At 63.7% G+C, this 23,707-nt stretch carries 22 protein-coding genes; 15 read left to right on the top strand and 7 right to left on the bottom strand.

Features of this window, described 5'->3' with window-relative positions; translation table 11 throughout:
- Positions 1-171: 171 nt before the first annotated feature.
- The 4 genes from IV454_RS11820 to IV454_RS11805 all read right to left on the bottom strand — a co-directional run bounded on the left by IV454_RS11820 (position 172) and on the right by IV454_RS11805 (position 5,866).
- Positions 172-579: an RES domain-containing protein gene (locus IV454_RS11820; RefSeq protein WP_206091612.1), complete on the bottom strand. Its 408-nt coding sequence runs from the start codon at positions 577-579 to the stop codon at positions 172-174.
- On the bottom strand, positions 576-1,322 hold the full coding sequence (locus tag IV454_RS11815) for a hypothetical protein (RefSeq protein WP_206091611.1): 747 nt from the start codon (positions 1,320-1,322) through the stop codon (positions 576-578). Before IV454_RS11815 ends, IV454_RS11820 begins: the two co-directional genes overlap by 4 nt.
- Positions 1,323-1,902: 580 nt before the next feature.
- Positions 1,903-5,061 carry a S8 family serine peptidase gene (locus IV454_RS11810; RefSeq protein ID WP_206091610.1) on the bottom strand — a complete coding sequence of 1,053 codons (3,159 nt, stop codon included), beginning with the start codon at positions 5,059-5,061 and terminating at the stop codon, positions 1,903-1,905.
- A gap of 19 nt (positions 5,062-5,080) precedes the next feature.
- A complete protein-coding gene (locus IV454_RS11805) occupies positions 5,081-5,866 on the bottom strand; it encodes an NF038120 family PEP-CTERM protein (RefSeq protein WP_054266076.1) in 786 nt (261 codons plus the stop codon).
- Between the two features lie 336 nt (positions 5,867-6,202).
- On the opposite strand from IV454_RS11805, the gene mepK reads away from it, so the two are divergent.
- The 10 genes from mepK (at position 6,203) to IV454_RS11755 (ending at position 15,481) form a co-directional block, all read left to right on the top strand.
- Positions 6,203-6,739: a peptidoglycan L,D-endopeptidase MepK gene (gene mepK, locus IV454_RS11800; RefSeq protein WP_054266075.1), complete on the top strand. Its 537-nt coding sequence runs from the start codon at positions 6,203-6,205 to the stop codon at positions 6,737-6,739.
- 140 nt (positions 6,740-6,879) lie between these two features.
- Positions 6,880-7,659 carry a hypothetical protein gene (locus IV454_RS11795; protein ID WP_229522198.1) on the top strand — a complete coding sequence of 260 codons (780 nt, stop codon included), beginning with the start codon at positions 6,880-6,882 and terminating at the stop codon, positions 7,657-7,659.
- Positions 7,656-7,982 (top strand): hypothetical protein, encoded by a 327-nt coding sequence (locus IV454_RS11790; protein WP_206091609.1) that lies wholly within the window; start codon positions 7,656-7,658, stop codon positions 7,980-7,982. Before IV454_RS11795 ends, IV454_RS11790 begins: the two co-directional genes overlap by 4 nt.
- A gap of 45 nt (positions 7,983-8,027) precedes the next feature.
- Positions 8,028-10,052 (top strand): putative bifunctional diguanylate cyclase/phosphodiesterase, encoded by a 2,025-nt coding sequence (locus tag IV454_RS11785; RefSeq protein WP_206091608.1) that lies wholly within the window; start codon positions 8,028-8,030, stop codon positions 10,050-10,052.
- Positions 10,053-10,141: 89 nt separating this feature from the next.
- Positions 10,142-11,347, top strand: coding sequence for an MFS transporter (locus tag IV454_RS11780; protein WP_206091607.1), 1,206 nt, complete (start codon positions 10,142-10,144; stop codon positions 11,345-11,347).
- 76 nt (positions 11,348-11,423) lie between these two features.
- Positions 11,424-12,851, top strand: coding sequence for a PQQ-dependent sugar dehydrogenase (locus IV454_RS11775; protein WP_206091606.1), 1,428 nt, complete (start codon positions 11,424-11,426; stop codon positions 12,849-12,851).
- Positions 12,852-12,962: 111 nt separating this feature from the next.
- Entirely contained in the window at positions 12,963-13,406 is a 444-nt protein-coding gene (locus IV454_RS11770) for a thioesterase family protein (protein WP_054266069.1), read from the top strand.
- Positions 13,407-13,459: 53 nt separating this feature from the next.
- Entirely contained in the window at positions 13,460-14,047 is a 588-nt protein-coding gene (locus IV454_RS11765; protein WP_206091605.1) for an RNA polymerase sigma factor, read from the top strand.
- A gap of 16 nt (positions 14,048-14,063) precedes the next feature.
- Positions 14,064-14,528 (top strand): hypothetical protein, encoded by a 465-nt coding sequence (locus tag IV454_RS11760; RefSeq protein ID WP_054266067.1) that lies wholly within the window; start codon positions 14,064-14,066, stop codon positions 14,526-14,528.
- A 26-nt stretch (positions 14,529-14,554) separates the two neighbouring features.
- Entirely contained in the window at positions 14,555-15,481 is a 927-nt protein-coding gene (locus tag IV454_RS11755) for a hypothetical protein (protein ID WP_206091604.1), read from the top strand.
- Between the two features lie 37 nt (positions 15,482-15,518).
- On the opposite strand, the gene IV454_RS11750 is transcribed toward IV454_RS11755, so the two are convergent.
- The gene (locus IV454_RS11750; RefSeq protein WP_206091603.1) at positions 15,519-16,202 is read right to left on the bottom strand and encodes a TetR/AcrR family transcriptional regulator; all 684 of its coding nucleotides are present in this window, start codon (positions 16,200-16,202) and stop codon (positions 15,519-15,521) included.
- Positions 16,203-16,297: 95 nt separating this feature from the next.
- On the opposite strand from IV454_RS11750, the gene IV454_RS11745 reads away from it, so the two are divergent.
- Positions 16,298-17,476, top strand: coding sequence for an FAD-dependent oxidoreductase (locus IV454_RS11745; RefSeq protein WP_206091602.1), 1,179 nt, complete (start codon positions 16,298-16,300; stop codon positions 17,474-17,476).
- Between the two features lie 376 nt (positions 17,477-17,852).
- Here the strand turns inward: IV454_RS11745 and IV454_RS11740 are convergent, their stop codons facing one another.
- Both IV454_RS11740 and IV454_RS11735 read right to left on the bottom strand, forming a co-directional pair.
- The gene (locus IV454_RS11740; RefSeq protein ID WP_206087730.1) at positions 17,853-19,028 is read right to left on the bottom strand and encodes an IS4 family transposase; all 1,176 of its coding nucleotides are present in this window, start codon (positions 19,026-19,028) and stop codon (positions 17,853-17,855) included.
- A gap of 449 nt (positions 19,029-19,477) precedes the next feature.
- A complete protein-coding gene (locus IV454_RS11735) occupies positions 19,478-19,972 on the bottom strand; it encodes a DUF3016 domain-containing protein (protein WP_206091601.1) in 495 nt (164 codons plus the stop codon).
- 158 nt (positions 19,973-20,130) lie between these two features.
- Here IV454_RS11735 and IV454_RS11730 point away from each other — a divergent pair, with 158 nt between their 5' ends.
- From IV454_RS11730 to IV454_RS11715, 4 genes are all read left to right on the top strand, one after another.
- Positions 20,131-20,868, top strand: a complete 738-nt coding sequence (locus IV454_RS11730; RefSeq protein WP_206091600.1) for a DNA-formamidopyrimidine glycosylase family protein — start codon at positions 20,131-20,133, stop codon at positions 20,866-20,868.
- A gap of 173 nt (positions 20,869-21,041) precedes the next feature.
- The gene (locus IV454_RS11725; protein ID WP_206091599.1) at positions 21,042-22,547 is read left to right on the top strand and encodes an HD domain-containing phosphohydrolase; all 1,506 of its coding nucleotides are present in this window, start codon (positions 21,042-21,044) and stop codon (positions 22,545-22,547) included.
- Positions 22,548-22,625: 78 nt separating this feature from the next.
- Positions 22,626-23,069 (top strand): hypothetical protein, encoded by a 444-nt coding sequence (locus tag IV454_RS11720; RefSeq protein ID WP_206091598.1) that lies wholly within the window; start codon positions 22,626-22,628, stop codon positions 23,067-23,069.
- On the top strand, positions 23,066-23,695 hold the full coding sequence (locus tag IV454_RS11715) for an RES family NAD+ phosphorylase (protein ID WP_206091597.1): 630 nt from the start codon (positions 23,066-23,068) through the stop codon (positions 23,693-23,695). The genes IV454_RS11720 and IV454_RS11715 overlap by 4 nt, the downstream gene beginning before the upstream one ends.
- The last annotated feature ends 12 nt before the right edge of the window (positions 23,696-23,707 follow it).

The raw sequence follows: 23,707 nt of genomic DNA, 5'->3' as shown, positions 1-23,707 counted from the left end.
GGGACGGATCCCCCGGACAGCCCCATCCCTACGCGGTCGAAAATTGCCACGCATGGCTCCCCCGACTAGCGCGAGTTAAAATAGATGCCATCGAATGTTTGGACGTGCTCATGCACAGCCTGGCTCCACAGGTTCGGGCCTTCGTAATCGCCGACCGTCAAAATCTGCGCACTACCGCCAAAATGGGGCAAGCGACTGGGTAAAGTCGGCAAGTCGAAGTGGCCGAGCCGGCTCGGCCACCACCCGCGAGATGCTGCGGTCGTCGAATTCCTGCGCCTCGATCAGCAGCGGCGCAGCCACGCCCCTGAACCGGTCCCTGACGATTGTTTCGAAAACGCAGGAGGACAGCGAGAAGCCACCGTAAAGGACGCCAAACTCTTCGTGCGGCGGCAGATGTACTGGCACATCGAACCGGAAACGCGTCTTGCTGATCGACGGCCGATTGAAATAGACCGGACCGCGAACGTTGCGGTGGATCCGGTACAAGGGTCTGGCGGTGAGGTCGACGACAATAACTGGCAGAGGGCGATTGCGAACGTCCGGCGGCGGTGTCGGGCAATCCTCAGCTGCAGTCGTCATCCGCCCCCCTGGTCGCTGGTAAAGCGGGCGCGTGCTACCTGCAACACTTTGTTGAGATCCTTGGAAGGATCGGCTATCCACTCACGCGGCGCCATTCCCTCCAAGTCATGGCTGGGGGAGATCATAAAAATATGGATGCCCCACCCGCTCACTGACGCCTCGCATGTAATCTGCAACACGGTCGAGAGCCGGTCTGCCGGCGCGCCGAACTGCCAGCGCGGAAAGCGGTAACCGCGCTGCTGGCCATGCGGCAGCAACGCGTAGTATTTACCATCGTTGCGCCGTTCGTTGACGATCCTGCCCGAGACGCCAGATTGTTCGGCCGCCTGGTCGAGGGTCAAGTTGTCCACTTTCGCATATTCTTCACGCGCCCAAGCATTGCCGCGCTCTCGCGCTGCGGCGACTGCCGGGCTCGGCGCAGGCAGTCGCTGCGCCAGCTTTTCCTCAACGCGGCGGTCAATGAGCGCTTCCAACGCCTGGCCGACCGGCCGCACCAGCAGCCGTTTAAGACGCCACCGTGCGCGTTTGCGCAGGAGCGTGCCAGGCAAGGTCGTCGAGGCACGCTCGACATCTAACGGCTTGTCGGCGAACGCTGTGACGCCAACTTGCTGGGCCTGGCCAGTTGCAGCGAAATTACCCGCGCCCGCCGTCGTTGCGGATGCCGCACTGGTAAGTGCGGCAGGACGCGACGGGCCGCGCCTGCGGTTTTTAGCTTGGAGGGGGCGGGAGGAAAAATAGTTCATGAAGTACAGTATAGTTCATGAAGTTCGTGAACTCAAGCATCGACAAAAAAACACAGACCAGAGATGCCTATTTGCCAACCACCATCACCCCTCATCTCAGGTTCAGTAGCTTGGCGTTCCCGGCGACAGCTGACCTAAAGCCGTTGTCGACAAGCGGCTGAGGCCGAGCTGCATCCCGACCACCCAAGGTCCGTCACGCCCATGACCTTACATCACCGCACGAATAGAGGCGCAAGCTGGCCGATTCTATCGGACAGCCATCCGCACTGGGGCACAAGCGGCCCTATCAAGCTAGACATGATGTATTTGCAGTAAGCGCGAGCTCCCTGGCGCCGCATGCGCGCCGGCGCCATGGCTTGCGGGCACCTTGCAGATAAGGTGAGCACGGCCATTGCGTCATTTTCAGCAGAAGAGCTTGAGCTGAAAAACGGGTCGCATGCCGGCGTCGCCCATGTCCAACGCGAACCGTGGCAGATTGCGCCGCCCCACCAAGGCGGCGCTCCATAAAAAAAGGCTGCGGGCAAATATGCCGCAGCCTTTTTTCACAGGCGCGCCGTGCGGCGCGCCTGCCTTTCCCAACTTACTTCGCCGATGGCGCAGCGCGACGCGGCGCGTCGAACTGTGGCAGCGGATCGTTGGTGTTGACTTCGACCATCGTCATGCCCTGGGTGGCGCCTGCGACCACATAACGCAGTGCGCCCAGGTGACGCTGGTTGGCCGCCAGGCCCGACCAGCTCATGCTGACCGTGCCGGTGCCGCCGACATACGAATACGCCGGTACCAGTGCCTTGAAGTTGCCGGCGGTGGCGCCTGCCGGCAACACCCACGACGACAGCTTGTAGTCGGCCTGGCCGCCGGCTGGCTCGTAACCGATCACGCACACCTTGTAGGCACCCGCTGCCGGACCGACCAGCTCCACGCGCTCGTTCGAGCCGCCGTTGCCGCTGGAAGTGATGGCGCCGTTCGGGCCGACCACGATCAGGTCCAAGTCGGAGGCTGCGCCGCCGCTGGTGTCGTCGTTGAACAGCGAGAAGCGCGCCGCCATGGTGTTGGCGGGCACGTTCACCGTGTGCACGTTGACGCCAGGGCCGCCGCCGGCCAGGCAGGCTGCCTGGTAGACGTCGGCATCGGTGCCGGCCGCGCCGATGGTGCGCGCTTCCACGACCGCTGGCAACAAGCCCGACTTGACCGCCGTCATGGCGCCGGTGAAGCCGGTGCCGATGGTGATCAGCTTGCTGCCGGTGGCGAATTCGCTCGACACCGACGCCGCTGCCGCCAGGGCCGAACCGCGCACGGTCAGCGGGCTGCGCACCGTGGTGCTGCCGTCGGACCAGACCAGGCTGCCGTAGGTCCAGGTATCGACCGGGGCATTGGTGCGGGTGACCTTGACCTTGAACGTGGCCTTCTGGCCGGCGCCGATGGTCAGGGTCGGCGGTTGCACGTCGACCGTGTAGCCAGGCAGGGTGGCCGTGGCGTTGTAGGTCGCAGTGCTGGCGCCGACGTTGGTCACGGTACGGGTCATGGTCAGGCTGCCCAGCACGTTACCGGCCGTCAAGGATGCCAGGTTCAGGTTGTACGGCTGGACGGTGCCGACCGCCTGGCACGTCGCGGCGCTGTACACGCCGGCATTCAGGCCGCACAGGAAGCGTGCGTAGTCGATCTCGGTGGCGTCGTACACCAGGCCCGGATTGGCGGCCGAGTTCGGCGTTACGTGGCCGGCGCCCTGGCCCCATGGCAAGGTGCCGGTGGCTTTGGCGGTGGTATCCCACTTCACGCCGGCGGTCACGCCATCCGGCTGGGTGTTGCCGGCGGTGGTCATCAGCGCCGATTTGATCGCCGCTGGCGTCCAGGTCGGGTGCAGCTGCTTGAGCAGCGCGGCCAGGCCGGCCACGTGCGGGCTGGCCATCGAGGTGCCCGAGTAGAAGGCCCAGTCGGACACTGGCGACGGCGCGCCGGCGGCAACCGCATCGCGCTGCTCGCGGGTCAGGCCGGCGGTGACGGCGGCCAGGATATCGCTGCCCGGTGCGGTGACGTCCGGTTTCAGGATGTTGGCGTTGGCCACGTTCGGTCCGCGCGAGGAGCTGCCGCTCATCACCGGTGCCGGCACGTTCGGATTGACCACGCCTTTCAGGTCGCCCAGCGAGGCGATGGCGCTGGTCGGGTTGGCGGCCATGTAGCTTTTCAGGGTGGTGCCGTCAGCGACCTGCAGGTGCACGGTCGAGAGCGAGTGCGACTGGTTGATGATGGTGTTGTTGGCCGCGCTCACGTTGGTGATGATCATGCCGACCGCGCCGGCATCCTTGGCGTTCTGGCTCTTGTTGACCAGCACGTTGGCGCCGCGGTCGCATACCAGGATCTTGCCGGCCACCTTGGCCGGGTCGATCATGGCTTTTTCGCCATCGGCCGGGCCGAAGCATTGCAGCAGTTTCAGGGTGGTCGGATCGACTCCGGCCACGCCGGCGTCGCGCGACAGGATCAGCGGCGCCGAGGCGGTCGCGGCATTGCTCGAGGAACCGGTCAGCTTGGTGCCGTTGCCCAGGGTCGCGGTGCCGACGAACAGGCGGTTGTGGGTCGAGTTGCCGACCGTGGTCAGCCATGGGCTGATGTGCGAGACCGGGGCTGGCGTCGCCACGCCAGGACCGGAATTGCCGCCCGAGGCCGCCACGAACACACCGGCGCTGGCCGCGCCCAGGAAGGCCACTTCGGTCGCTTCGTTGAAGGCGCCGCCGCCGGCGTTCGGGCCGATCGAGAAGTTGATCACGTTCACGCCGTCTTTGACGGCTTGCTCGATCGCGGCCACGCTGTTGGAGGTGCCGCAACCGTTCTTGCCGCTGGCGGCGTCGGTCCAGCACACCTTGTAGGCGGCGATGCGGGCGCGCGGCGCCATGCCGCTGGCCAGGCCGAGGAACAGGCCATCGTTGACGATCGGGGTGTTGGCATTGCCGCCCGCCGTGCTCGAGGTGTGGGTACCGTGGCCGCCATGGCCTTCGGCGCCGGCGACCGAGTCGCGCGCGGAATCGAATTCGGTCCAGTGCAGGGCTTGGGTCGGCGGCTTGAAGTAGCGCGCACCGATCAGTTTATTGTTGCAATTGCTCACGGCAAAGCCTTCGCCGGTGTCGCATGCGCCTTTCCAGCTGGCCGGCGGAGGACCGTAGGCCAGGGTGGTGCCCGAGTGGCTCGGCACGCCCTTGGCGTCGACCTTGTCGGCGTAAGAGGCATGCTCCGGCCAGATACCGCCATCGACGATGCCGATGATGATGTTCTCGCCCGCGGCCGCCTTGCCGCCGACCTGCTCCCACAGGCCGCCGGCTTTGTCCAGGCCGAGGAAGGTCGGGGTGTAGTTGGTGTCCATCTCCATGATGGAGTCGGCCGTGATGTTGGCCACGCCGGCATCTTTTTTCAGCGCGCGCACTTCGGCGTCGGTCAGCAGGGCCGAAAAGCCGTTGAAGACGACGTTGTATTTGTTGGTTACCTGGGCGGCGTCGACGGTGCTGATGACTTTCGACTTCTTGGTTTCGAGGTAGGTGATGTAGTTCTGCACATCGGTGGCGTCGACGTCCAGGCGCTGGCCTTCGGCCGGCTTGGTCGCTGGCAAGCCTGCGACCTGGCCGGTATAGGTGGCGACCGGCTTGTCGACCAGTTGCACGATGTAGGAACGGCGGACTTCGTCAGCGGAGGTGGTACCGGCCAGGCCGGCCAGCAGCATCATGACGGCAAGGGAAACGGGGCGGAGTGTCATAGTGGAATTCCTTGCGCGCTTAGAGGGTGACCGGGGTCGATGGGGTGGCGCCGGCCTTGCGGCGGCGGGTCAGGCTGATGGCGCCGATGCCCAGGCCCACCAGCAGGAACGATCCCGGTTCCGGCACGGCATTGAAGCTGATATTGTCCAGCGCGAACTGGGCCTGGCCGTTGGCCGGGTTGGCCAGCGAGTTGTAGCAGCCGCCGTTGCCGTCGAACAGGCAGGCGTTGACGGTCAGGCTGGTCAGCACTTCGTTGCGGAATTTCTGGTCGATCAGGGCCGAACCGAAGGTGAAGCTGCCGCCCGCGTTCTGGCCCGGAAAGGCCGAGGTGCTCGAGACCACGGTGCCGTCGGCGCGCATGCCGGAAAATTGCAGCAAGCCATAATCGCCGTCAGGGACGCTGACCGGTGGCAGGAACGCCAGGCTCAGGCCGCCGATCTGGAACTGGTGGCCGGAACGCGTGAATTTCACGCCGCCATCGTTGATCACCGCAAGGAAGTTTCCGCTGGCGCCAGCCGGGCAACCGATCGAGAAACAGGTGTCCGGATCGTTGCTGTTGGCGACCGTGGCGAAGGGGCCGGTCAGGTTCAGCTCATTGGCGATCGGGCTGCCGAGAACCAGCATCTGATAGCCGCCCTCGCTGACCGATTCGCCGTTGACCAGGGCGTTCGGCTGGACCGATTCGAAGGTGATTGGATTTGCCATGGCCGGCAGCGCGCAGATCAGGGCGGCTGCTGCGGCGATCGTGTGGAGTGCGCGGGTGGCGCGCCGTGGGGTACCCAGCGGGGTGACTGTGCGGTTCATCTCTTGCCTTATGTTTGAATTATTCGATCAATGGGCGTACAGGTCGAGCTGCCTGCTTGCTACTTTTCTTAAAAGTGCAAAAGACTATAGCAAAGGAAATAATTGTTGTAGCAATATTCTCAACGAAAATAATTCATATTTTTAATGTTTTCACCAAAGCTTGTTTCGTTTCCTCTATGAAAACATGTAAAAAAGGTCCGTGACAATTTCACCACATTTGCCAACATTGTTTGTGTTAGCTGTACTTGACTCTTTTTCCGTTTGCGCGCGTAATTGCGTGCGCGCGGCGCCGAGGGTGTGTATGATGGGTATTCGTTATAAGCGTAAGGATCGATCATGAACCCACGCCGCTCCTTTCTGAAGAGTTCGGTTGTACTGGCATCGGCACTGAGTCTTCCCGCCATGGCCCGTACCTCCAAGGCTGTACCAGGCGAACGCACCTTGCGCCTGTATAACACCCACACGGGCGAAAGCCTGCGCAGCGTGTTCTGGGCCGAGGGCCAGTTCCTGCCCGAATCGCTCACCGATATCAACAAACTGTTGCGCGACCACCGCAACAACACGGTTGCCCAAATCGACCCGCAACTGCTGGTGCTGCTCAACAAGGTCAGCACCCAGCTCGGGCGCGACCCGGTCTTGCACGTCATTTCCGGTTACCGCTCGCCCGAAACCAACCAGATGTTGGCCGAGGCCAGCGATGGCGTGGCGCGCCACAGCATGCACCTCGAAGGCAAGGCCATCGATATCCGCATGCCGGGCCAGAGCCTGGCGCATGTGCACAAGGCGGCGCTCAACGCGCGCGGCGGCGGCGTCGGCTACTATCCGGATTCGCAATTCGTCCACCTCGATACCGGCCGCCTGCGCCGCTGGTAAATGCCTTGCCCGGGCGGCTCGCCGTACGGCGCGGGCATGCCTGCGCGCGCCACCCCGGCGCTTGCGCCGCATCGCCGGGGCCGCTAAGCGGACGTATGTCCTTGCCATCATTTTCGCGCTGCCTTGTTGCCATCCTTGCCATGGCATGCCTGCCCGCGGGCATGGCGCAGGCGCCCGCCCCCGCTTCCGCCCCCATCCAGAGCGTAACCGTGCCCTACGTGCGCGCTCCGGTCGACAAGTCCTACCGCAAGATGCTGGCCGGGGTCGCCCGCTTCGAGCGCGACCATGCATTCGCGCCCGCCGCCAGCCTGCGTTTCCGCCTGCTGCCGCGCCTGCCCGCCACCACCATGGAGGGCGTATCGCTGCGCATCGCGGGCGAGCGCATCAGCGTGCCGCTCGCGCTCGATGCGGACCATCGCTTCGCGCTGCCGCACAACGCCGAGGCGGAGCGCGAAGACGCCGCCGTGCTCGCCAACCGGCGCGCCGACAGCCTGACCTGGCGCGCCGCCATCCACAGCCCCGGCGTGGCACAAGGCACGCGCCGCCTGGGCGACCTGCGCCTCGAATGCCGGGTCGGCATCGAAGCGGGCCTGGTGTCGAACAGTTCGCCGATCTTCGGCTGGCTGTCGGACGCCCTGGGCAGCGCCGACCAGGTGTGCACCAGCGCCGACGGCAACTACCTGTTCTTCGCCGACCGCCCCGTGTTCTCCGTGACCGTGCGCCATGGCGCGCGCGCCGACGTGCTGCCCTTCAGCATGCTGTACGCCGGCGGCCGGCTCACTGCCGCCGATTTGCGCTTTTGCGACTGCCAGGTGCTGCTCGACCGCAGTTACTATGCGCCGATTTTCGACCCCGCCTGGCCCGACGACAGCATCGTCGAATTCGCGTACATACAAGACGCGCCGGTGGCCGCGCCATGAGCCGGCGGCGGCTAGGCTGCGCATGGCTGGCGCTGCTGCTGGGCGCCTGCGCCAGCACGCCGCCTGCGCCGGGCACCTTGGTTTCCGCCGCCCAGGTGGCCGCCATCCGTCCTGGTGTATCGACCCGCGCCAGCCTGCTGGCCAGCCTGGGCCCCACGCACAAGGTCGTCTTCGACAGCGGGTTCGAAGCCTGGCTTTACCAACTGGCCGTGCCCGGCGCCGGCGTCGATGAAGTCGTGGTGCTGCTCGACGCGCGCGGCGTGGTGACCAACATGCGCCGCCGCGCCGACATTTCCAGGCCGGCAGGGGAACCTATCCGGTAAGGCGGCATCCAACTGGTTCCGTCACCCGTTTGCAAGCGTAGGCGCATGAACGATCACCTGGTCCAGTTTTACGAGGACGACGTTTTTCTCATCAAGGGCTTGTCCGATTACATCGGCAGCGCCCTCGAACGTGGCGACCGGGGCATCGCCATCGCCACCAGCGGCCACCTCGACATGCTGCACGAAACCCTGTGTGCGCGCGGGCTGGTCGATGCGCAGGGCCGCAGCGCGGACGGCAGCTACCTGGCCCTGCACGCGGACCGCATGCTGCCCATGTTCATGGAAGACGGCTTGCCCGACGAGCGCCGCTTCCGCACCGCCATCGGCAACGTCATCCGCAAGGCCAGCGAGCAGCACCGCGGGCGCGTGTGGGTGTTCGGCGAAATGGTGGCGATCCTGTGCGCCACCTCGCACCGCTCGCTCAACGCCGTGGGCAAGCATGATGCCGCCATCCGGGTCGAGCGTTTCTTCAACAAGCTGCAGCGCCAGTTCGATTTCGAACTGCTGTGCGCGTATCCGCTCAACGCCTTTCCCGCCGCCGCCGACGCCCCCATGTTCGACGAAGTGTGCACCCTGCACACCCACGTGCTGCCGGCCGAAAGCTACGATCCGGCGGCCAATGTGCACATGCTTCAGCGCACCATCGCCGCCCTGCAGCAGCAGGCGTATTCGCTCTCGACCGAGGTGCGCGACCGCCAGCTGGTCGAGCAAGCCCTGCGCGAAGTGAATATCGACCGCCTGACCGGCCTGCCCAACCGCAATGTATTCCACGACCGGCTGGAAATGGATATCAAAAAAGCCCACCGCAGCGCTCTGCCGCTGGCCCTGCTGTTCATCGACCTCGACCACTTCAAGGAAATCAACGACACGCTCGGCCACCAGGTCGGCGACATGCTGCTCAAGCAGGTCGGCCAGCGCCTGCAAACCTATGTGCGCGAGAGCGACACCGTGGCGCGCCTGGGCGGCGACGAATTCACCATCACCCTGAGCGGACTGAACAACGTCGACACGGTCACCGACGTGGCCCAGAAAATCCGCAACGACCTGGCCAAGCCCTTCCTGCTCGGAAATGAGCTGGCGTATATCTCGGCCAGCATCGGCATCACCCTGTACCCGCGCGACGCGCAGACGGCGGGCGAGCTGCTGCGCAACGCCGACCAGGCCATGTACCAGTCCAAGGACAATGGGCGCAACCGCTTCACCTACTTCACGCCCAGCATGCAGGAGGCGGCGCAGGCGCGCATGGCGATCAGCAACGAGCTGCGCCGGGCCATCGACGAAGGCCAGCTGGCGGTCCATTTCCAGCCCATCGTCGACATGCACGATGGCCGCATCCGCAAGGCCGAAGCGCTGGTGCGCTGGCAGCATCCGGCGCGCGGGGCGGTCAGCCCGGTCGAGTTCATTCCCATCGCCGAGCACACCGGGCAGATCGTCGCCATCGGCAACTGGGTATTTCGCGAGGCGCTGGCGCACGCGCGGCGCTGGCGCGAGCTCGACCAGCAATTGACGGTCAACATCAATGTATCGCCGGCCCAGTTCTACCACACCAATGGTGACAATTGCCGCCACTGGCTGACCGACAATGCCATCGACATCAATGGCGGCGCCGGCCCGCCCGCGGTGGGGCTGGAAATCACCGAAGGCTTGCTGCTGGCGTCCAACCACGCGGTGATGAAGCAGTTGCTGGCGTTCCAGCAGGCGGGCATCAAGATTTCGCTCGACGATTTCGGCACCGGCTATTCCTCGCTGTCCTACCTGCGCAAGTTCAACCTCGACTACCTCAAGATCGACAAGTCCTTCGTCTACAATCTGGAGCATGACGCGGCCAACGTGGCGCTGTGCGAGGCCATCATCGTCATGGCGCACAAACTGGGGCTCAAGGTCATCGCCGAAGGGGTGGAAACCGAGCAGCAATACGACATCCTGCGCCGCGCCGGCTGCGATTACGGCCAGGGATTCCTGTTGGGCGAGCCGCTGCCGCCGGACGGCTTCGAGGCGCTGCTGCACGAGCGCATGATGGCCAGTGCCCTGAACCGCCCCGCCGGCACCGTCCGCTCTCCTCATCGGTGAAAATAACATGACCGTCAGCAATATTTCTCGCTTGCTCGTACAATCGTCGGGTGCGCCCTTGCGCCAACTACGCGCAAGCAAGCCACTCCATGGACCGCCCTCCCCGCACCGCCAAGACCGTCGCCATTCTCGCCCTGACCCAGATCCTGTCCTGGGGCACCCTGTACTACGCCTTCGCCGTGGTGGCCCACGATATCGCGCGCGCGCTGGGCTTGCCGGCGGCCGCCGTGTTCGGCGCCTTTTCCTGGTGCCTGCTGGTGGCCGGCCTGGCCGCCACCCCGGCCGGCATCCTGATCGACCGCCACGGCGGGCGCCTGGTCATGGCCGGCGGCTCCTTGCTGTGCGGGCTCGGCTTCGTCCTGCTGAGCCAGGCGCGGGGGGCGGCCGCTTACTACCTGGCTTGGACCGTGCTCGGCGTGGCCATGCCGGCCGTGCTGTACGAAGCCGCCTTCGCCACTCTCAACCGCTTGTTCGGCATCGGCGCCCGCAAGGCGATCTCGACCATCACCCTGGTGGGCGGCTTCGCCAGCACCGTGTTCTGGCCCCTGACGGTGCACCTGAACGGCAGCGCCGGCTGGCGCACCACCTACCTGGCCTACGGGCTGGTCCAGTTACTGTTGTGCATGCCGCTGCACTTGTTGCTGGACACGCCGCCCCGCCCAGCCCGGGTCGACAAGCAGGCCGCTGCGGGCGCCGATTTCAGCCTGGCCCAGGCGCTGCGCCATCCCGCCTTCTGGAAGCTCGCCTTTGCCTTCTCGGCCAACAGTTTCATTTTCTCGGCCTTGTCGGCGCACCTGATTCCCGTCCTGCAATCCTACGGCCACCCCCTGTCCGAGGTGGTGTGGATGGCCGCGCTGATCGGGCCGATGCAGGTCGCCGGCCGCATCGGCGAGATGCGCCTGGCGCGCCACCTGCGTCCGCAGGCGAGCGGCACCTTTTGCTTCGCGGTCCTGCCCGGCGCCATGCTGGCCCTGCTGTTCTGGGGCCAGCACCAGGCGGCGGTGGCGCTGTTCTGCGTGCTGTACGGCCTGTCCAACGGCATCCTGACCATCGTGCGCGGCACCCTGCCCCAGATCCTGTTCGGCACGCGCAACTATGGCGCCATTTCCGGCGCCCTGGCCGGGCCGGCCCTGCTGTCGCGCGCCGCCGGCCCGATCGCCATCGCGGCCCTGCTCCAGTTCAACGCCGCGCCTGCGCTGCTGTTTTCGCTGCTGCTGGGCTGTTCGCTGGCCTCGCTCCTGTTTTACCTGATGGCCGTGCGCAGCGCCGCCCCTGCCGCCGCCACTGCCCGCTGAACGGCGTGCGATGGCGCACAGACCATCGCCGGCATGGCCCGTATTGTCAATCGCTCAAGACACTGCGGAGGATGACATGCTCACACCCCGGTTGCGCACCATCCTGGCCGCGCTCGCCATGCTTGTGCTGTCCGCCTGCGGTGGGTCGGACGGCGGCAAGCACCAGGCCGGCAACGGCGCCCTGACGATCAACCTGGCCAAGCTGCCCGCCGGCCTGCCGGCGGCGGTGCGCATCAGCGGCCCGGCTTCCTACGCAAAAACCATCAGCAGCGGCCAGACCTTGTCCGGACTGGCACCCGGCAGCTACACCGTCAGCGCCGACAGCGTCCTCAGCGGCAACCTGAGCTGGAGCGCCAGCGCGCCGGTCCAGAGCGCCACCGTGGCCGATGGCGCCACCGCCATCGTCAACGTCAGCTACAGCAGCAGCACCCTGACCTTGGCCGTGCGCGACGTGGCCAGGGTGGACGGCGCCGTGTTCCTCACGGCCCCGGCCGGCGATCCGCGCCAGTTCATCGTCGACCGCAGCGGCCGCATTTTCGTGATGCAGGATGGCGCCCTGCTGGCCACGCCCTTCCTCGACATCCGCAACCGGGTTGCCGCCAGCGGCGAAGGCGGCCTGCTGTCGATGGCCTTCCATCCCCAGTACGCCAGCAACGGCTGGTTCTTCATCTATTACACCGATGCCGGCAACAACATCGTGGTCGAACGGCACAGCGTGTCGGCCGCCAACCGCAACCTGGCCGAACCATCGGCGGTGCTGGAAATCATCCGCATTCCCCACCCCGGCGCCACCAACCATTACGGCGGCCTGGTCAGCTTCGGTCCGGACGGCTTCCTGTACCTGGCCACGGGCGACGGCGGCGGTGCGGGCGACCCGGACGGCAATGCGCAAAACCTCAATGTCCTGCTCGGCAAGATGCTGCGCCTGGACGTGGCCAATGCGCGCGGCGCGCAGCCGTACGTCATTCCAGCGACCAATCCCTTCGCCGGCCAGTCCGCGCGCCGCGCCGAGATCTGGGCTTCCGGCCTGCGCAATCCCTGGCGCTATGCCTTCGATACGGAGCGTCTGTACATCGCCGACGTCGGCCAGGCCAGGCGCGAGGAAGTCGACATCGCCGGCCTGTCCCAGGCGGGCCTGAACTATGGCTGGAGCATCTCGGAAGGGTCGCTGTGCTACAACGCGGCCATCTGCAACAAGTCCGCTCTGACCATGCCCGCCTTCGAGTACGATCACGGCAGTGTCAACGGCTGCTCGATCACGGGTGGCTATGTGTACCGCGGCAAGGCGATTGCCGAGCTGGCCGGGCGCTACTTCTATTCCGATTATTGCGGCGGCTACCTCAGGAGCTTCCTGCTCAGGGACAACAAGGTCACCGAGGAGACCAGCTGGACCATTCCCGACATCGACGGCGTGCAATCGTTCGGCCAGGATGGCAATGGCGAGCTGTACCTGATCGCATCCACCGGCAAGATCTACCGGCTGGTGCGCGCGGGCTCGCCCTGAGACGGCGGCGCGCCAGCCGGCGCGGTAGCCGACGCGGTAACAAATCGGCCGGGCCGGGCATGATCCGCTAAAATCGGCGTTTGCCCCGTCCACCATGCAATCGGTATCCCTATGGCCCGCCTGATCCTCGATTTCCCGGAAGAACAGTATTACTACACGACCCCGCTCACCGTCAGGGTGACCGACATCAACGGCGCTAACCACCTCGGCAACGATTCGATGATTTCGATGATTTCCGAGGCGCGCGCGCGCTTCCTGTACGAATTTGGCGTCGCCGAAACCGAGCGCGACGGCACCGGCATCATCGTCACCGACCTGGCCACCACCTACCGCGCCGAAGCGCATGCGCGCGACCAGTTGCTGTTCGAAGTGGGCGTCATGGATTTCAACAAGTACGGCGGCGACCTGATCTTCCGCGTGACCCGCCCGCGCGACAAGAAACAGATCGCCATGGCCAAGTCCGGGTTCGTCTTCTTCAACTACAAGAGCACGCAAGTGGTGACGATGCCGGACGAGTTCCGCGCCAAGTTCCCGCGTGTGAACTGGATCGATTAAAAAATAGTTGGAACTTTTTCTTCCCCGGGCGGCAATACAGGGACGAGACCACCATGACCATGCCGCCCATACCTGCCGACACCGACCTGCTGCACCAATTGCGCGATGGCGCGGGCGCCGCATTCCAGACCCTGTACCAGCGCCACCAGGCGCCCCTGTACCGCTTCGCCCTGCTGCGCACCGGCTCGGGCGACACGGCGGCCGACATCGTCCAGGAAGTGTTCATGGGTCTGCTGACCGGGAGCTTGCGCTACGATCCGCTGCGCGGCCTGCTGCTGCACTTCTTGTTCGGCGTGGCGCGCAAGCTGATCCTCAAGCACGAACAGCCGCGCCTGCGCCTGGCCAGCCTGCCCGATACCGACGACGATGACGAGGGCGCCTTCGACCCCGGCAGCGACGAGGGCGAACCGCTGGCGCGCCTGCTCGACAACGAACTGGCCGAACAGGTGCGGCGCGCGCTCAGCCTGCTGGCGCCCCACTACCGCGACGCGGTCATCCTCTACGAGCTGCACGACATGTCCTACCTGGAGATTGCCGAGATCTGCCAGGTCGATATCGGCACCGTACGCTCGCGCCTCTCGCGCGGGCGCGCCGCGCTGGCCAAACGGCTGGCGGCCCACCGTCCCGCCTTGCACGACTGATTGCCGAAAGAACGCCATGAACCACGATTGCCCCGACCCCGACCTGGCCGCCCCGCTGGCCGCCCTGCGCAGCGCCAGCGCCGCTTGCAGCACCCCCGCGCGCGTGGAACAGGCCCTGATGGCCGCCTTTGCCGCCCAGTTCGCGCCCAGGCGCTGGTACCAGCGGCTCTCGCCCGCGCAATGGGGCCTGGCGGGCAGCGCAATGGCGGCGACCTTGGCCCTGCTGGTCCTGCGCGCCCCCCTGCCCGGCGCGGGCCAAGCGCCGCTGCTTGATGACGGCCTCGCCTTCATCGCCCTCGCCTCGCAGGAACGGATCGAGCAGGAACCGAGCCCGCGCATGGTCGAAACGAGCTTGCCGCGCACCGAACTGGCGGCGCTCGGGGTGCCGGTCAGCCCGGATACGGCAGGCGACTCGGTGCGTGCCGAAATGCTGGTTGGCGCCGACGGCGCGCCGCTGGCCCTGCGTCTGAGTTCACAGTAATCCCCTCCAACCGCGAAAGAACCATCATGCACACGACCCGACTCCTGTTTGCCGTCCTCCTCGGCAGCGCGCTGCTTCCCGCCGCGCACGCCGCCGTGGCCACGCCGCCCGATCCCCTGCGTTTTACCGGTCCGCTGATGCCGATGCACGGCAAGGCCGTCAAGAATGCGCCCTACAGCGCCGAAGCGGTATCGGAACACCTGCAGCGCCTGGCCGACGGCAACGAAATCAGCCGCACCAGCATTTCCATGAATTACCGCGACAGCGCCGGCCGCACGCGCCAGGAGATCCGCGATCCATCCGGAGAAGTGCGCACGATCACCCTGTACGAACCGGCCGACGGCATCACCTACCTCCTCAACCCGCGCCAGAAAACGGCGACCAAAGTGGCCGACCCGAGCGCCACGGCGCGCGCCGCCGCCCAGGCCCGGGCCGCCCAACTGCGCGCCGAGGGCAAGCCGCCCGAACGCCGCCTTGATGGCGCCGACGAGGTGATCGTCAAGGACGTGGAACGGGCCGGCGGCGACGAGCGCAAGCAGGTCCAGGAAAAAGTGCGCATCCGCATCGCCGACGGCGCAGCCGGCGCGCGCCTCGGCCCGGCCATGGCCGGGGCCTTCGGCGACATGCGCTGGGCAGCCAAGGCCAGCACGCGCGAATTGGGCAGCAAGGAAATCGACGGCATCAAGGCCGACGGCAAGCTGCGCACCTACGAGATTCCCGCCGGCGAAGTGGGCAACCGCAATGCCATCGTGGTGTCGCACGAGAGTTGGTATGCGCCGGACCTGAAGGTGACCATGTACAGCAAGCACAGCGACCCGCGCAGCGGCGAACGGATTTACCGCCTCACCAATCTCAAGCGTGACGAACCGGCGGCGTCGCTGTTTGCCGTGCCGGCCGATTACACGGTCAGGGATGTGACGGCCGAGCGCGCCAAGGCGGCCGGCGGCCGCTGAGCGGCTGCGCGCCGGCGGGCAAGGCCAGACCTTGCCGCTACGCTTGCGCCGCGATCACGCCGATGCCGTTCAGGATCAGATCGACCCCCGCCAGAAAATCGGCGCGGTCGTCGTGGATGCGCAACTGCCCGGCCATGCTGCGCGCAAACGGGTAATCCGCCGGGCTGAGCCGGGACCAGGCCGCCGCCACCTGATCCAGCAGATCGCCCCTGGCGACGTCGTCGCCGCACACCCGCTGCATATTGGCGGCGTTCTGCCCGCCCACGCCCAAAATAAAGTGCAGCAAGGCCGACACCGTCAGCCACTGCGCCTGGGGCGGCACACCCAGCGCCTGGACTTGCCGTCCGAGGCATTCCAGCACCCGCACCACCGGCAATTGTCCTCCGGCGCGGATGAGCGCCGCGCCCGCCCACGGATGCGCTTCCATCGCATCGAACAGGTCCAGCGCCAGCGCCCGGATGGCATCCCTGGGAGCGGCGCCGGACGCACCCGCCTGCACTGTGCGGGCCACGATGGCATCGCACGCGGCCGTCAGCAAATCATCCTTGTTATCGATATGCCAATAAATCGCGCCCGGCCCGGTCGCCAGCATGTCCGACAGCGCGCGAAAGGTCAGCCCGCTCTCGCCGCTGCGATCCAGGATGTCGATCGCGGCCTCGATGATGCGCTCCTTGGAGAGCGATTCCTCGCGGCGCGTTCGTCTGGGTGTTTTTTTATCCATAAGCGCATCTTGACACAAATGGAATCCTGTTCCAAGATAATGGAATGTCGTTCCATTGGACCCGGTGGAATGCGTCGTCCACATGAGGAATGCAGATGAACAAGGAAATCACCATTATTGGCGCCGGACTGGGAGGCTTGATGCTGGCCCGCATCCTGCAGGTGCACGGCATCGGCGCGACCATCTACGAAGCGGAAGCCTCGGCGCAAGCGCGCACCCAGGGCGGACTGCTCGATATTCACGAGCACAATGGCCAGCTGGCGCTGAAAGCGGCCGGGCTGTTCGAGCGCTTCCGCGAGATCGTCATTCCGGGCGCGGATGCGCAGCGCATCGTCGACACGGCCGGGGCTATCCTGATGGACATGCCCGACACGGGAAGCGGCGCCCGCCCCGAGGTGGACCGTGGCGAGTTGCGCCGTCTCCTGCTCGCTTCGCTGGCTCCCGGCACGATTCGCTGGGGACACAAGCTGAGCTCGGTACGCGCGCTTGGCGATGGCCGCCACGCCCTCGCTTTCGCACACGGAGCGACCGCCACCAGCGACCTGCTGGTAGGCGCCGACGGCGCCTGGTCGAAAGTGCGTCCGCTCGTATCAAGGGAAAACCCCGCCTACACCGGCACCGTGTTCGTCGAGACTTACCTGTTCCAGAGCGACACCGCGCACCAGGCCAGCGCAACGCTCGCCGGCCATGGCACCATGATTGCAACGGCACCGGGAAAAGGCATCTTCGCGCATCGGTACGCGGATGGCACCTTGCACGCTTACGTGGCATTGAACAAGCCGCTGGCATGGATGGAGCAGCTCGACTTTTCCGATCCGGCCGCCGCGCTGGCCCGCCTCGCGCGCGAGTTCGACGGCTGGGCACCAGGACTCACCCAGCTCATCACCGGTGCCGACAGCACCCCGAGAATGCGACCGATCCACGCGCTGCCGGCGGCGCACCGCTGGGAACCGGTGGCCGGCGTGACCTTGCTGGGCGACGCGGCGCACCTGATGTCACCCTTCGCCGGCGAAGGCGCCAACCTCGCCATGTTCGACGGCGCCAGCCTCGGGGAAGCGCTGGCTGCCCATCCGGACGATATGGCGGCGGCCCTGCACGCCTACGAAACGGCGCTGTTTCCGCGCAGCCAACAGGCCGCTGCGGAATCGGCGCGCAACATGACGATCTTTTTCGACGAGCATGCCCCGCAAGGCGTGATCGACCTGTTCACCCGCGCCGGCCAGGATGGCGCTGGCGCACAGTCGGCCGCTGATCCGCGCGCGCAGGACGCTTAGGGTGTGTCTGACTAATCGGCGCGAACAGATTCCATTTCGATACCGTTAATTCGTCGTTCCCGCGCAGGTCCCAGTTTCTATGAAACTCCTCAAATCTCTTGGAACTGTGCAAAGTGCGAGGGCGCTTCCAAATGGCGCTAACCTAAGCTCCGTCATTCCTGCCATTGGCAGAAATGACTTCCCGCGCAGCCTCCAGTTTCAAGGAAACTCCTCAAATCTCTTGGAACTGTGCAAGCTCAGAGGCCGGTGCCAAATGGCGTTAACTTAAGCTCCGTCTTTCCCGCGCAGGCGGGAATCCATAGCACCTTCGCTCAGTTGAGGTGCTATGGGTTCCCGCCTACGCGCACTGTCGTCCGGAATAATTTTCTTGACGCGCTCACGAGAAGAGGCATCCTTGAATTTCTGCGAATTCGTGCGCCGCTTGTCGTCGTCGGCGATCATGTAAATCTTCGGTGTCCGTACGTTGAAATAGGGTTGCGCGGACGAAGCAAAGGCAATCCCACAGGGTCCGTTTCACACGGTTGGACTCGTTGAACAGTGCAACCAACAAATAACTGATGAGAGCGGTAAGTATCTGAATCCGGACCGCATTTTCAGATCGTCCGAGGAACTGCTTGATCTTGAGGTGCTGCTTGATCCATTTGAAGAACAGCTCGATTGCCCAGCGCTTTTTGTAGTGCTGGGCAATTTCCATGGCACTACTGTCGAAGTCGTTAGTAGCCAGAACGATGGGCGTATCTTTGTTCGGCCGCGCCACGATGACACGGCGCAAAGGCTTCCCAAAGTAGAGATTGATCCGTTTTCCGCCGAGCCGTTTGTGCTTGAAAGTAACGATTTCGTCGCTGAGCACGATGTGCGCATCATCAGCAGGGATGTCCGATTTCTGCAGGACGTTGACAGCGGCGTTGTTCTTGAAACGAGTAACAAAGCGCGCGTTGGCCTCGTCAATGGATTTCCACCAATTGAAATCGCAATAGCCCTTGTCAAATACATAGAGCGCGTTCGCTTCGAGCGGTACGTCAACTGCCCGTTCAACGTCATTGACGTTGGGGTGGCTAATGTCGTGCCAGACAGGGATTGCATCATGGGCATCATACAAAACGTGCAGCTTCAAGCCTTGCGTATTGCGAGTGCTATTCTCGGGCGTCCACCTCTCAAACTCCCGTCCCTTCAACGTCAACGAGGTGGAGTCAAGCAAATACATCAGATCATTGCTTTGCTGGCGCAGCTTACGCGACACCTTCCCCATCAACCAGGCAGCGGTATCACTAAACACCGTGTCAGATCGATTCTCATTGGCGTCAGCCAAGGTGGAGCGCTTGATCGCTGACGTACCAAGATGGTAGTGATGCGCGACATGACTGTTGAAGCCAGTCTCCAGTGGTCGCAACCCCTTCGCCTCACTGATCTGCGCGTAGAGCATGGCAATGAGATGATCCCAATGCCCGAACTTCTTGCAATATTTGTCGGCATTGTGCCGTTCGACTAGTTGAGCGAAGGTTCCTCGCGGGAGCCCCTTCATTAAACGCTGAAAAGTAGTTATGCTGAACATGTTGCAGGTTTGGTTTTTAAGTTGGCAAACAGAGGTTAACCCTCGTAAACCAATACCTGCAACCCTTTTAACGTTGTCAACCCACTTTATTCCGGACAGCAGTGCGCCTACGCGGGAACGACGGTTTTGACGCCTGTGGTCGCAAAGCTGCGTAACTTAGCGGCAAAGGCTAGTTCCTGGAGAGGCGGGAATCCATAGCACATTCGTATATCGACGGTGCTATGGGGGAAACGCATGCGTTTCCGCCTGCGCGGGAGCGACGGTTTCGAGGTTTGGAGTCGCAAAGCTGCTCAAATTAGCGGCAAAGACTAGTTCCTGGAGAGGCGGGAACCCAAGTTCCTCGAGCCGCCAGTGGCTACTGTGCGAAATTGGGGGGAACGCATGCGTTCCCGCCTGCGCAGGAACGACGGAACAAAGTGCGGTTTTCCCTTGGATTCAATCAGACAACCCTAGCGCGGCGCCACGAACTGCTTGAACCAGTCGTCGAGCATCTGCTTCTCGTAGCGCAGCAGCTCGTTGTTGCCGTACTGGTTCATGCGGTTCAGGTACTGCATATTGCTCAGCTTTTCCTCGCCCGACTTGATCACCTTGTCGCCCTCGGCGATGCTGTAGCGCAGGTGAATATGCGGCCAGTCGGCGCCGCCGTTCATCACCCGCACATCCTGGCCGCCGCGAAAATTCGGTTTGACCTGGCCGGCCAGGTCGAGGTCGAGCACCTCCACCTTGAGTTCCTGCCCGGGCGGCAGACTGGCCGCCAGTTTCTCGACATGGGCGGTGAGCTCCTTGAGCACGCGCTCCCTTTCCCACGGCGCGAACGGCACGTCGGTAAAACGGTCCGGCTCGACATACGTCACCGTCGCCGCGGCCGTGGCGGCACTGGCCGGCAAGGCCAGCACCGCCGCCAGCGCACCGGCCTGCAAGATCTTCATCAATACGTTTTTCATGTCCATCCTTTCAATGCGCACAGCGCTTCTTTCTACTGAATATACGCGCTTTTGACAGCGGCGTCGGTCACCAGCTTGTCACGCTTTGTATCGAAATGTTAGTCGCCGCACACTGCCATTCCTGCTTTCAATCCAGAATCGGGAAAAAGGAGATCACCGTGCCCGAAGGACCATCACTCGTCATCCTGCGCGAAGAAACCACCCGTTTCGTCGGCAAGGAAATTGCCCGTGCCAGCGGCAACAGCAAGACTGTCGACCTGCCCAGCCTGGAGGGACAGAAAATCGTGTCGCTGCGCAGCTGGGGCAAGCATTTCCTCATTGAATTGCCGCACACGGTGCTGCGCATTCACTTCATGCTGTTCGGCAGTTACCGCATCGATGAACGCAAGGACAAGCCACCGCGCATGGCATTGGAATTTACCGATGGCAGCGAACTGAATTTCTACGCCTGCTCGGTCAAGCACATCGACCCCGACCTCGATGCCATCTACGACTGGGACGCGGACATCATGTCGCCGACCTGGGATCCGGCCAAGGCGCGCAAGAAGCTGCGCGCCGCGCCGGACATGCTGGCCTGCGACGCCCTGCTCGACCAGACCATTTTCGCCGGCGTGGGCAACATCATCAAGAATGAAGTGCTGTTCCGGATCCGCCTGCATCCGCTCTCGACCATCGGCGCGCTGCCGGCGCCCAAGCTGCGCGCCCTGGTGGAGCAGGCGCGTCAATATAGCTTCGATTTCCTCGAATGGAAAAAGCAATACGTGCTCAAACAGCACTGGCTGGCGCACCGCAAGAGCACCTGTCCGCGCTGCGCCATTCCGTTTTCAAAAGGACACCTGGGGCTGACAAAACGGCGCGCATTTTACTGCGAAAAATGCCAAAAACGCTACGGCTGATAGCGCGCCTGCAACAACGCTGAACGAATCGTCGCGCATGCGGGATGGGTTTCGTATTGCATGTTGTTAATAGGGTGCAGTCGGACTACAATCGAACGGTGCTCCTTGTGTCAGCGGCAGCTGCTTAGCTACCGATGTGCTTGCCTTGCAACTACCGGTATCGGAACTTGTTCATGTCATTTCTGTCATCCGCCACGCCCAAACTCGCGCCATGGAAAGTGTTGCTGGTCGACGATGAGCCGGACATCCACGACATCACCAAGCTGACCCTGAGCCGCTTCCGCCTCGACGGCCGCGCCCTGACTTTTTTGCACGCTTACACCGGCGCCGAGGCCAAGCAAGTGCTGGCGCGCGAGAGCGATATCGCGCTGGTGTTTCTCGACGTGGTGATGGAGCACGACGACAGCGGCCTGGAAGTGGCGCGCTGGATGCGCGAAGACCTGGGCAACCAGTTCACCCGCATCGTGCTGCGCACCGGCCAGCCGGGCCAGGCGCCGGAAGAGCGCGTGATCGTCAATTACGACATCAACGATTACAAGGAAAAGACCGAGCTCGACCGCACCAAACTGTTCACCACCACCTTTGCCGCCCTGCGCGCCTACCGCGACATCATGAAGGTCGAGGAAGCGCGCCTGCTGCAAGCCAATTATCGCGAAGGGTTGGAGCGGGTGATCGCGGCATCCTCGCACATTTTCCAGCAGCGCAATCTGAAAGACTTTGCCAGCGGCTTGCTGCAGCAAGTCGTGGCCCTGCTGCGGCTGGAAAAAAGCATGCTGCTGCGCCTGTCGGGCGCCAGCGTGATCACCGGCCAGAGCGAGTATGAAATCCTGGCCCAGATTGGCGACATCGGCGAGAGCCTGCTCGGCCCGGAACTGATGGCCCAGCTCGACGACGCACGCAGCAACCGCATTTCGCGTTTGCATGGCGACACCTATGTCGGTTACTTCCCCAACAACAGCGGCAAGGCGTCTTTGCTGGTACTCAAGGGCGTGGAAGAAATCGCCGACATCGATGCGCAACTGCTCGAAGTGTTTTGTTCGGGGGTGGCGATTGCCTTTGACAATATCCTGCTCACGCAAGAGATCACCGATACCCAGGCCGAGCTGATCATGCGGCTGGGCGACGTGGTCGAATCGCGCTCGAACGAGGCGGGCAACCACGTGCGCCGCATGTCGCAGGTGTGTCATATGCTGGCGCAGGCGTCCGGCATGCCGGAGGATGAAACGGCGGTGCTGATGCATGCCGCGCCGATGCACGACATCGGCAAGATCGCCACCCCGGATGCTGTGCTGCTCAAGCCCGGCAAGCTCACGCCCGAGGAATGGGACATCATGAAGCAGCACCCGACCGTGGGGCTGTCGATCCTGGATGGTTCGTCGCGGCCGATCTTGAAGGCGGCGGCCGTGATCGCCCACCAGCATCATGAAAAATTCGATGGCAGCGGGTATCCGCAGGGTTTGATCGGGGCGGACATTCATGTGTACGCGCGCATCGTGGCGGTGGCCGATGTGTTCGATGCGCTCAGTCACAAGCGCTGCTACAAGGAAGCCTGGCCGCTGGACGAGGTGGTGGCGCACTTGCGCGAAGTCTCCGGCCAGCACCTCGATCCGGTGTTCGTGGAGCTGCTGATCACCAATATCGATGCGGCGGTCGATATCAACCGGCGCTGGCCGGATTGAGCGGGTAATTTATTCGGAACGTTTGCGTTGTTTGGGTGTCCAACTTAGACTGAAACCGCTCACAGCCAAGGGCATTTTATGTCAGCAGCAACCGTCCCCCAACCGGGCGCGCCAGCAGTCGATGCGGTCAGGCGCGCCAACGAAGAAGCGACAATGCGTGCGCTCGCGCGCGGTGACGCTGTGTTGGCGAAATGGATTCAGGATCGCGTCCTGGTCGACACCAACGCAGTGGCGCACGCTTGGAACATCAGCAGCCAGGCAGTGCATGCAGCACGCAAACGCGGAGAAATTTTTGCCGTATGGGCTAACGGCAAGCACTGGTATGCGCGCGAAGCGCTCAGATTCGAACGCGGCAAACTGGCGCGTATCAACCGCACACTGGGCGATGTCGACCCGTCCAGCAAGCTGCTGTTTTTCCTGCGTCAGCACGGGGCATTGGGCGGTAAAATCGTTGCCGATGCCATCGCCGGTGGCAACCTTGACGATGTTCTTCGCCTCGCGGGCAACTGGGCCCGCACTTGAGTGCCAGATGGGACTTCAAGGCTGCCGCCGCAGCAGGAATCGTGCACATCTTGCCCCTTCACGTGAACAGGCTTCTGCGGCTGAGCCGTTTCCCGGCAACCGAACCATACTGGGGAAAGAGCAAAGCATACCGCTTCGACGATCCTGCCGAGGTGTTCGGGGTGACCTACGCCGCGCTGATGCTGGACGTAGCTTTCGCAGAAACCATCTTGCATCAAAGCGGGCAATTTTCGGATGGCGCGTGGTTCATCGACGAAAAAAATATCGCCGCAAGGCACATTGTGGGCTACCAGCGCCCGAACAAACCGCTCCTTGCATTGGTGAATCTCACAGGCTCCTGTCTCAAAGCCCTTGGGCTCAACAACGATCTTTGCTCGTCCGACGATTATACGGATTCCATGCTTGTTAGTGCCTCCTTGCATGACCAACTTCCAGATGTAGACGGGATCATGTATGTCAGTCGGCAAATGAACACCGGCCGTGCAGTCGCCTTGTTTGAAAGGTCCTGTCTACGGCGATCATCGACAGTCATGCCATTGAAAAATCATCCGGCATATGGCGCGCTGCTCAGCAAGTTTAATGTCGCTATTCTGCCCAGTGGCCGAACATCCACACCACGGCATTGACCCGACCAGCAA

It is taken from the genome of Massilia antarctica (assembly GCF_015689335.1).
GTDB lineage: Bacteria > Pseudomonadota > Gammaproteobacteria > Burkholderiales > Burkholderiaceae_D > Telluria_A > Telluria_A antarctica.
Note: the sequence above shows the minus strand (reverse complement) of the source record. Positions and strands in the feature narration are given on the sequence as shown.

Bases quoted from the DNA above. Each gene is read 5' to 3' on its own strand.
- IV454_RS11795 (WP_229522198.1), top strand. From the start codon at position 6,880: ATGGCATGCCTGCCCGCGGGCATGGCGCAGGCGCCCGCCCCCGCTTCC.
- IV454_RS11770 (WP_054266069.1), top strand. From the start codon at position 12,963: ATGGCCCGCCTGATCCTCGATTTCCCGGAAGAACAGTATTACTACACG.
- IV454_RS11780 (WP_206091607.1), top strand. From the start codon at position 10,142: ATGGACCGCCCTCCCCGCACCGCCAAGACCGTCGCCATTCTCGCCCTG.
- IV454_RS11760 (WP_054266067.1), top strand. From the start codon at position 14,064: ATGAACCACGATTGCCCCGACCCCGACCTGGCCGCCCCGCTGGCCGCC.
- IV454_RS11755 (WP_206091604.1), top strand. From the start codon at position 14,555: ATGCACACGACCCGACTCCTGTTTGCCGTCCTCCTCGGCAGCGCGCTG.
- IV454_RS11740 (WP_206087730.1), bottom strand. From the start codon at position 19,028: ATGTTCAGCATAACTACTTTTCAGCGTTTAATGAAGGGGCTCCCGCGA.
- IV454_RS11765 (WP_206091605.1), top strand. From the start codon at position 13,460: ATGACCATGCCGCCCATACCTGCCGACACCGACCTGCTGCACCAATTG.
- IV454_RS11810 (WP_206091610.1), bottom strand. From the start codon at position 5,061: ATGACACTCCGCCCCGTTTCCCTTGCCGTCATGATGCTGCTGGCCGGC.
- IV454_RS11735 (WP_206091601.1), bottom strand. From the start codon at position 19,972: ATGAAAAACGTATTGATGAAGATCTTGCAGGCCGGTGCGCTGGCGGCG.
- IV454_RS11815 (WP_206091611.1), bottom strand. From the start codon at position 1,322: ATGAACTATTTTTCCTCCCGCCCCCTCCAAGCTAAAAACCGCAGGCGC.
- IV454_RS11820 (WP_206091612.1), bottom strand. From the start codon at position 579: ATGACGACTGCAGCTGAGGATTGCCCGACACCGCCGCCGGACGTTCGC.
- IV454_RS11775 (WP_206091606.1), top strand. From the start codon at position 11,424: ATGCTCACACCCCGGTTGCGCACCATCCTGGCCGCGCTCGCCATGCTT.
- IV454_RS11720 (WP_206091598.1), top strand. From the start codon at position 22,626: ATGTCAGCAGCAACCGTCCCCCAACCGGGCGCGCCAGCAGTCGATGCG.
- IV454_RS11805 (WP_054266076.1), bottom strand. From the start codon at position 5,866: ATGAACCGCACAGTCACCCCGCTGGGTACCCCACGGCGCGCCACCCGC.
- IV454_RS11745 (WP_206091602.1), top strand. From the start codon at position 16,298: ATGAACAAGGAAATCACCATTATTGGCGCCGGACTGGGAGGCTTGATG.
- IV454_RS11790 (WP_206091609.1), top strand. From the start codon at position 7,656: ATGAGCCGGCGGCGGCTAGGCTGCGCATGGCTGGCGCTGCTGCTGGGC.
- IV454_RS11750 (WP_206091603.1), bottom strand. From the start codon at position 16,202: ATGGATAAAAAAACACCCAGACGAACGCGCCGCGAGGAATCGCTCTCC.
- IV454_RS11785 (WP_206091608.1), top strand. From the start codon at position 8,028: ATGAACGATCACCTGGTCCAGTTTTACGAGGACGACGTTTTTCTCATC.
- mepK (WP_054266075.1), top strand. From the start codon at position 6,203: ATGAACCCACGCCGCTCCTTTCTGAAGAGTTCGGTTGTACTGGCATCG.
- IV454_RS11725 (WP_206091599.1), top strand. From the start codon at position 21,042: ATGTCATTTCTGTCATCCGCCACGCCCAAACTCGCGCCATGGAAAGTG.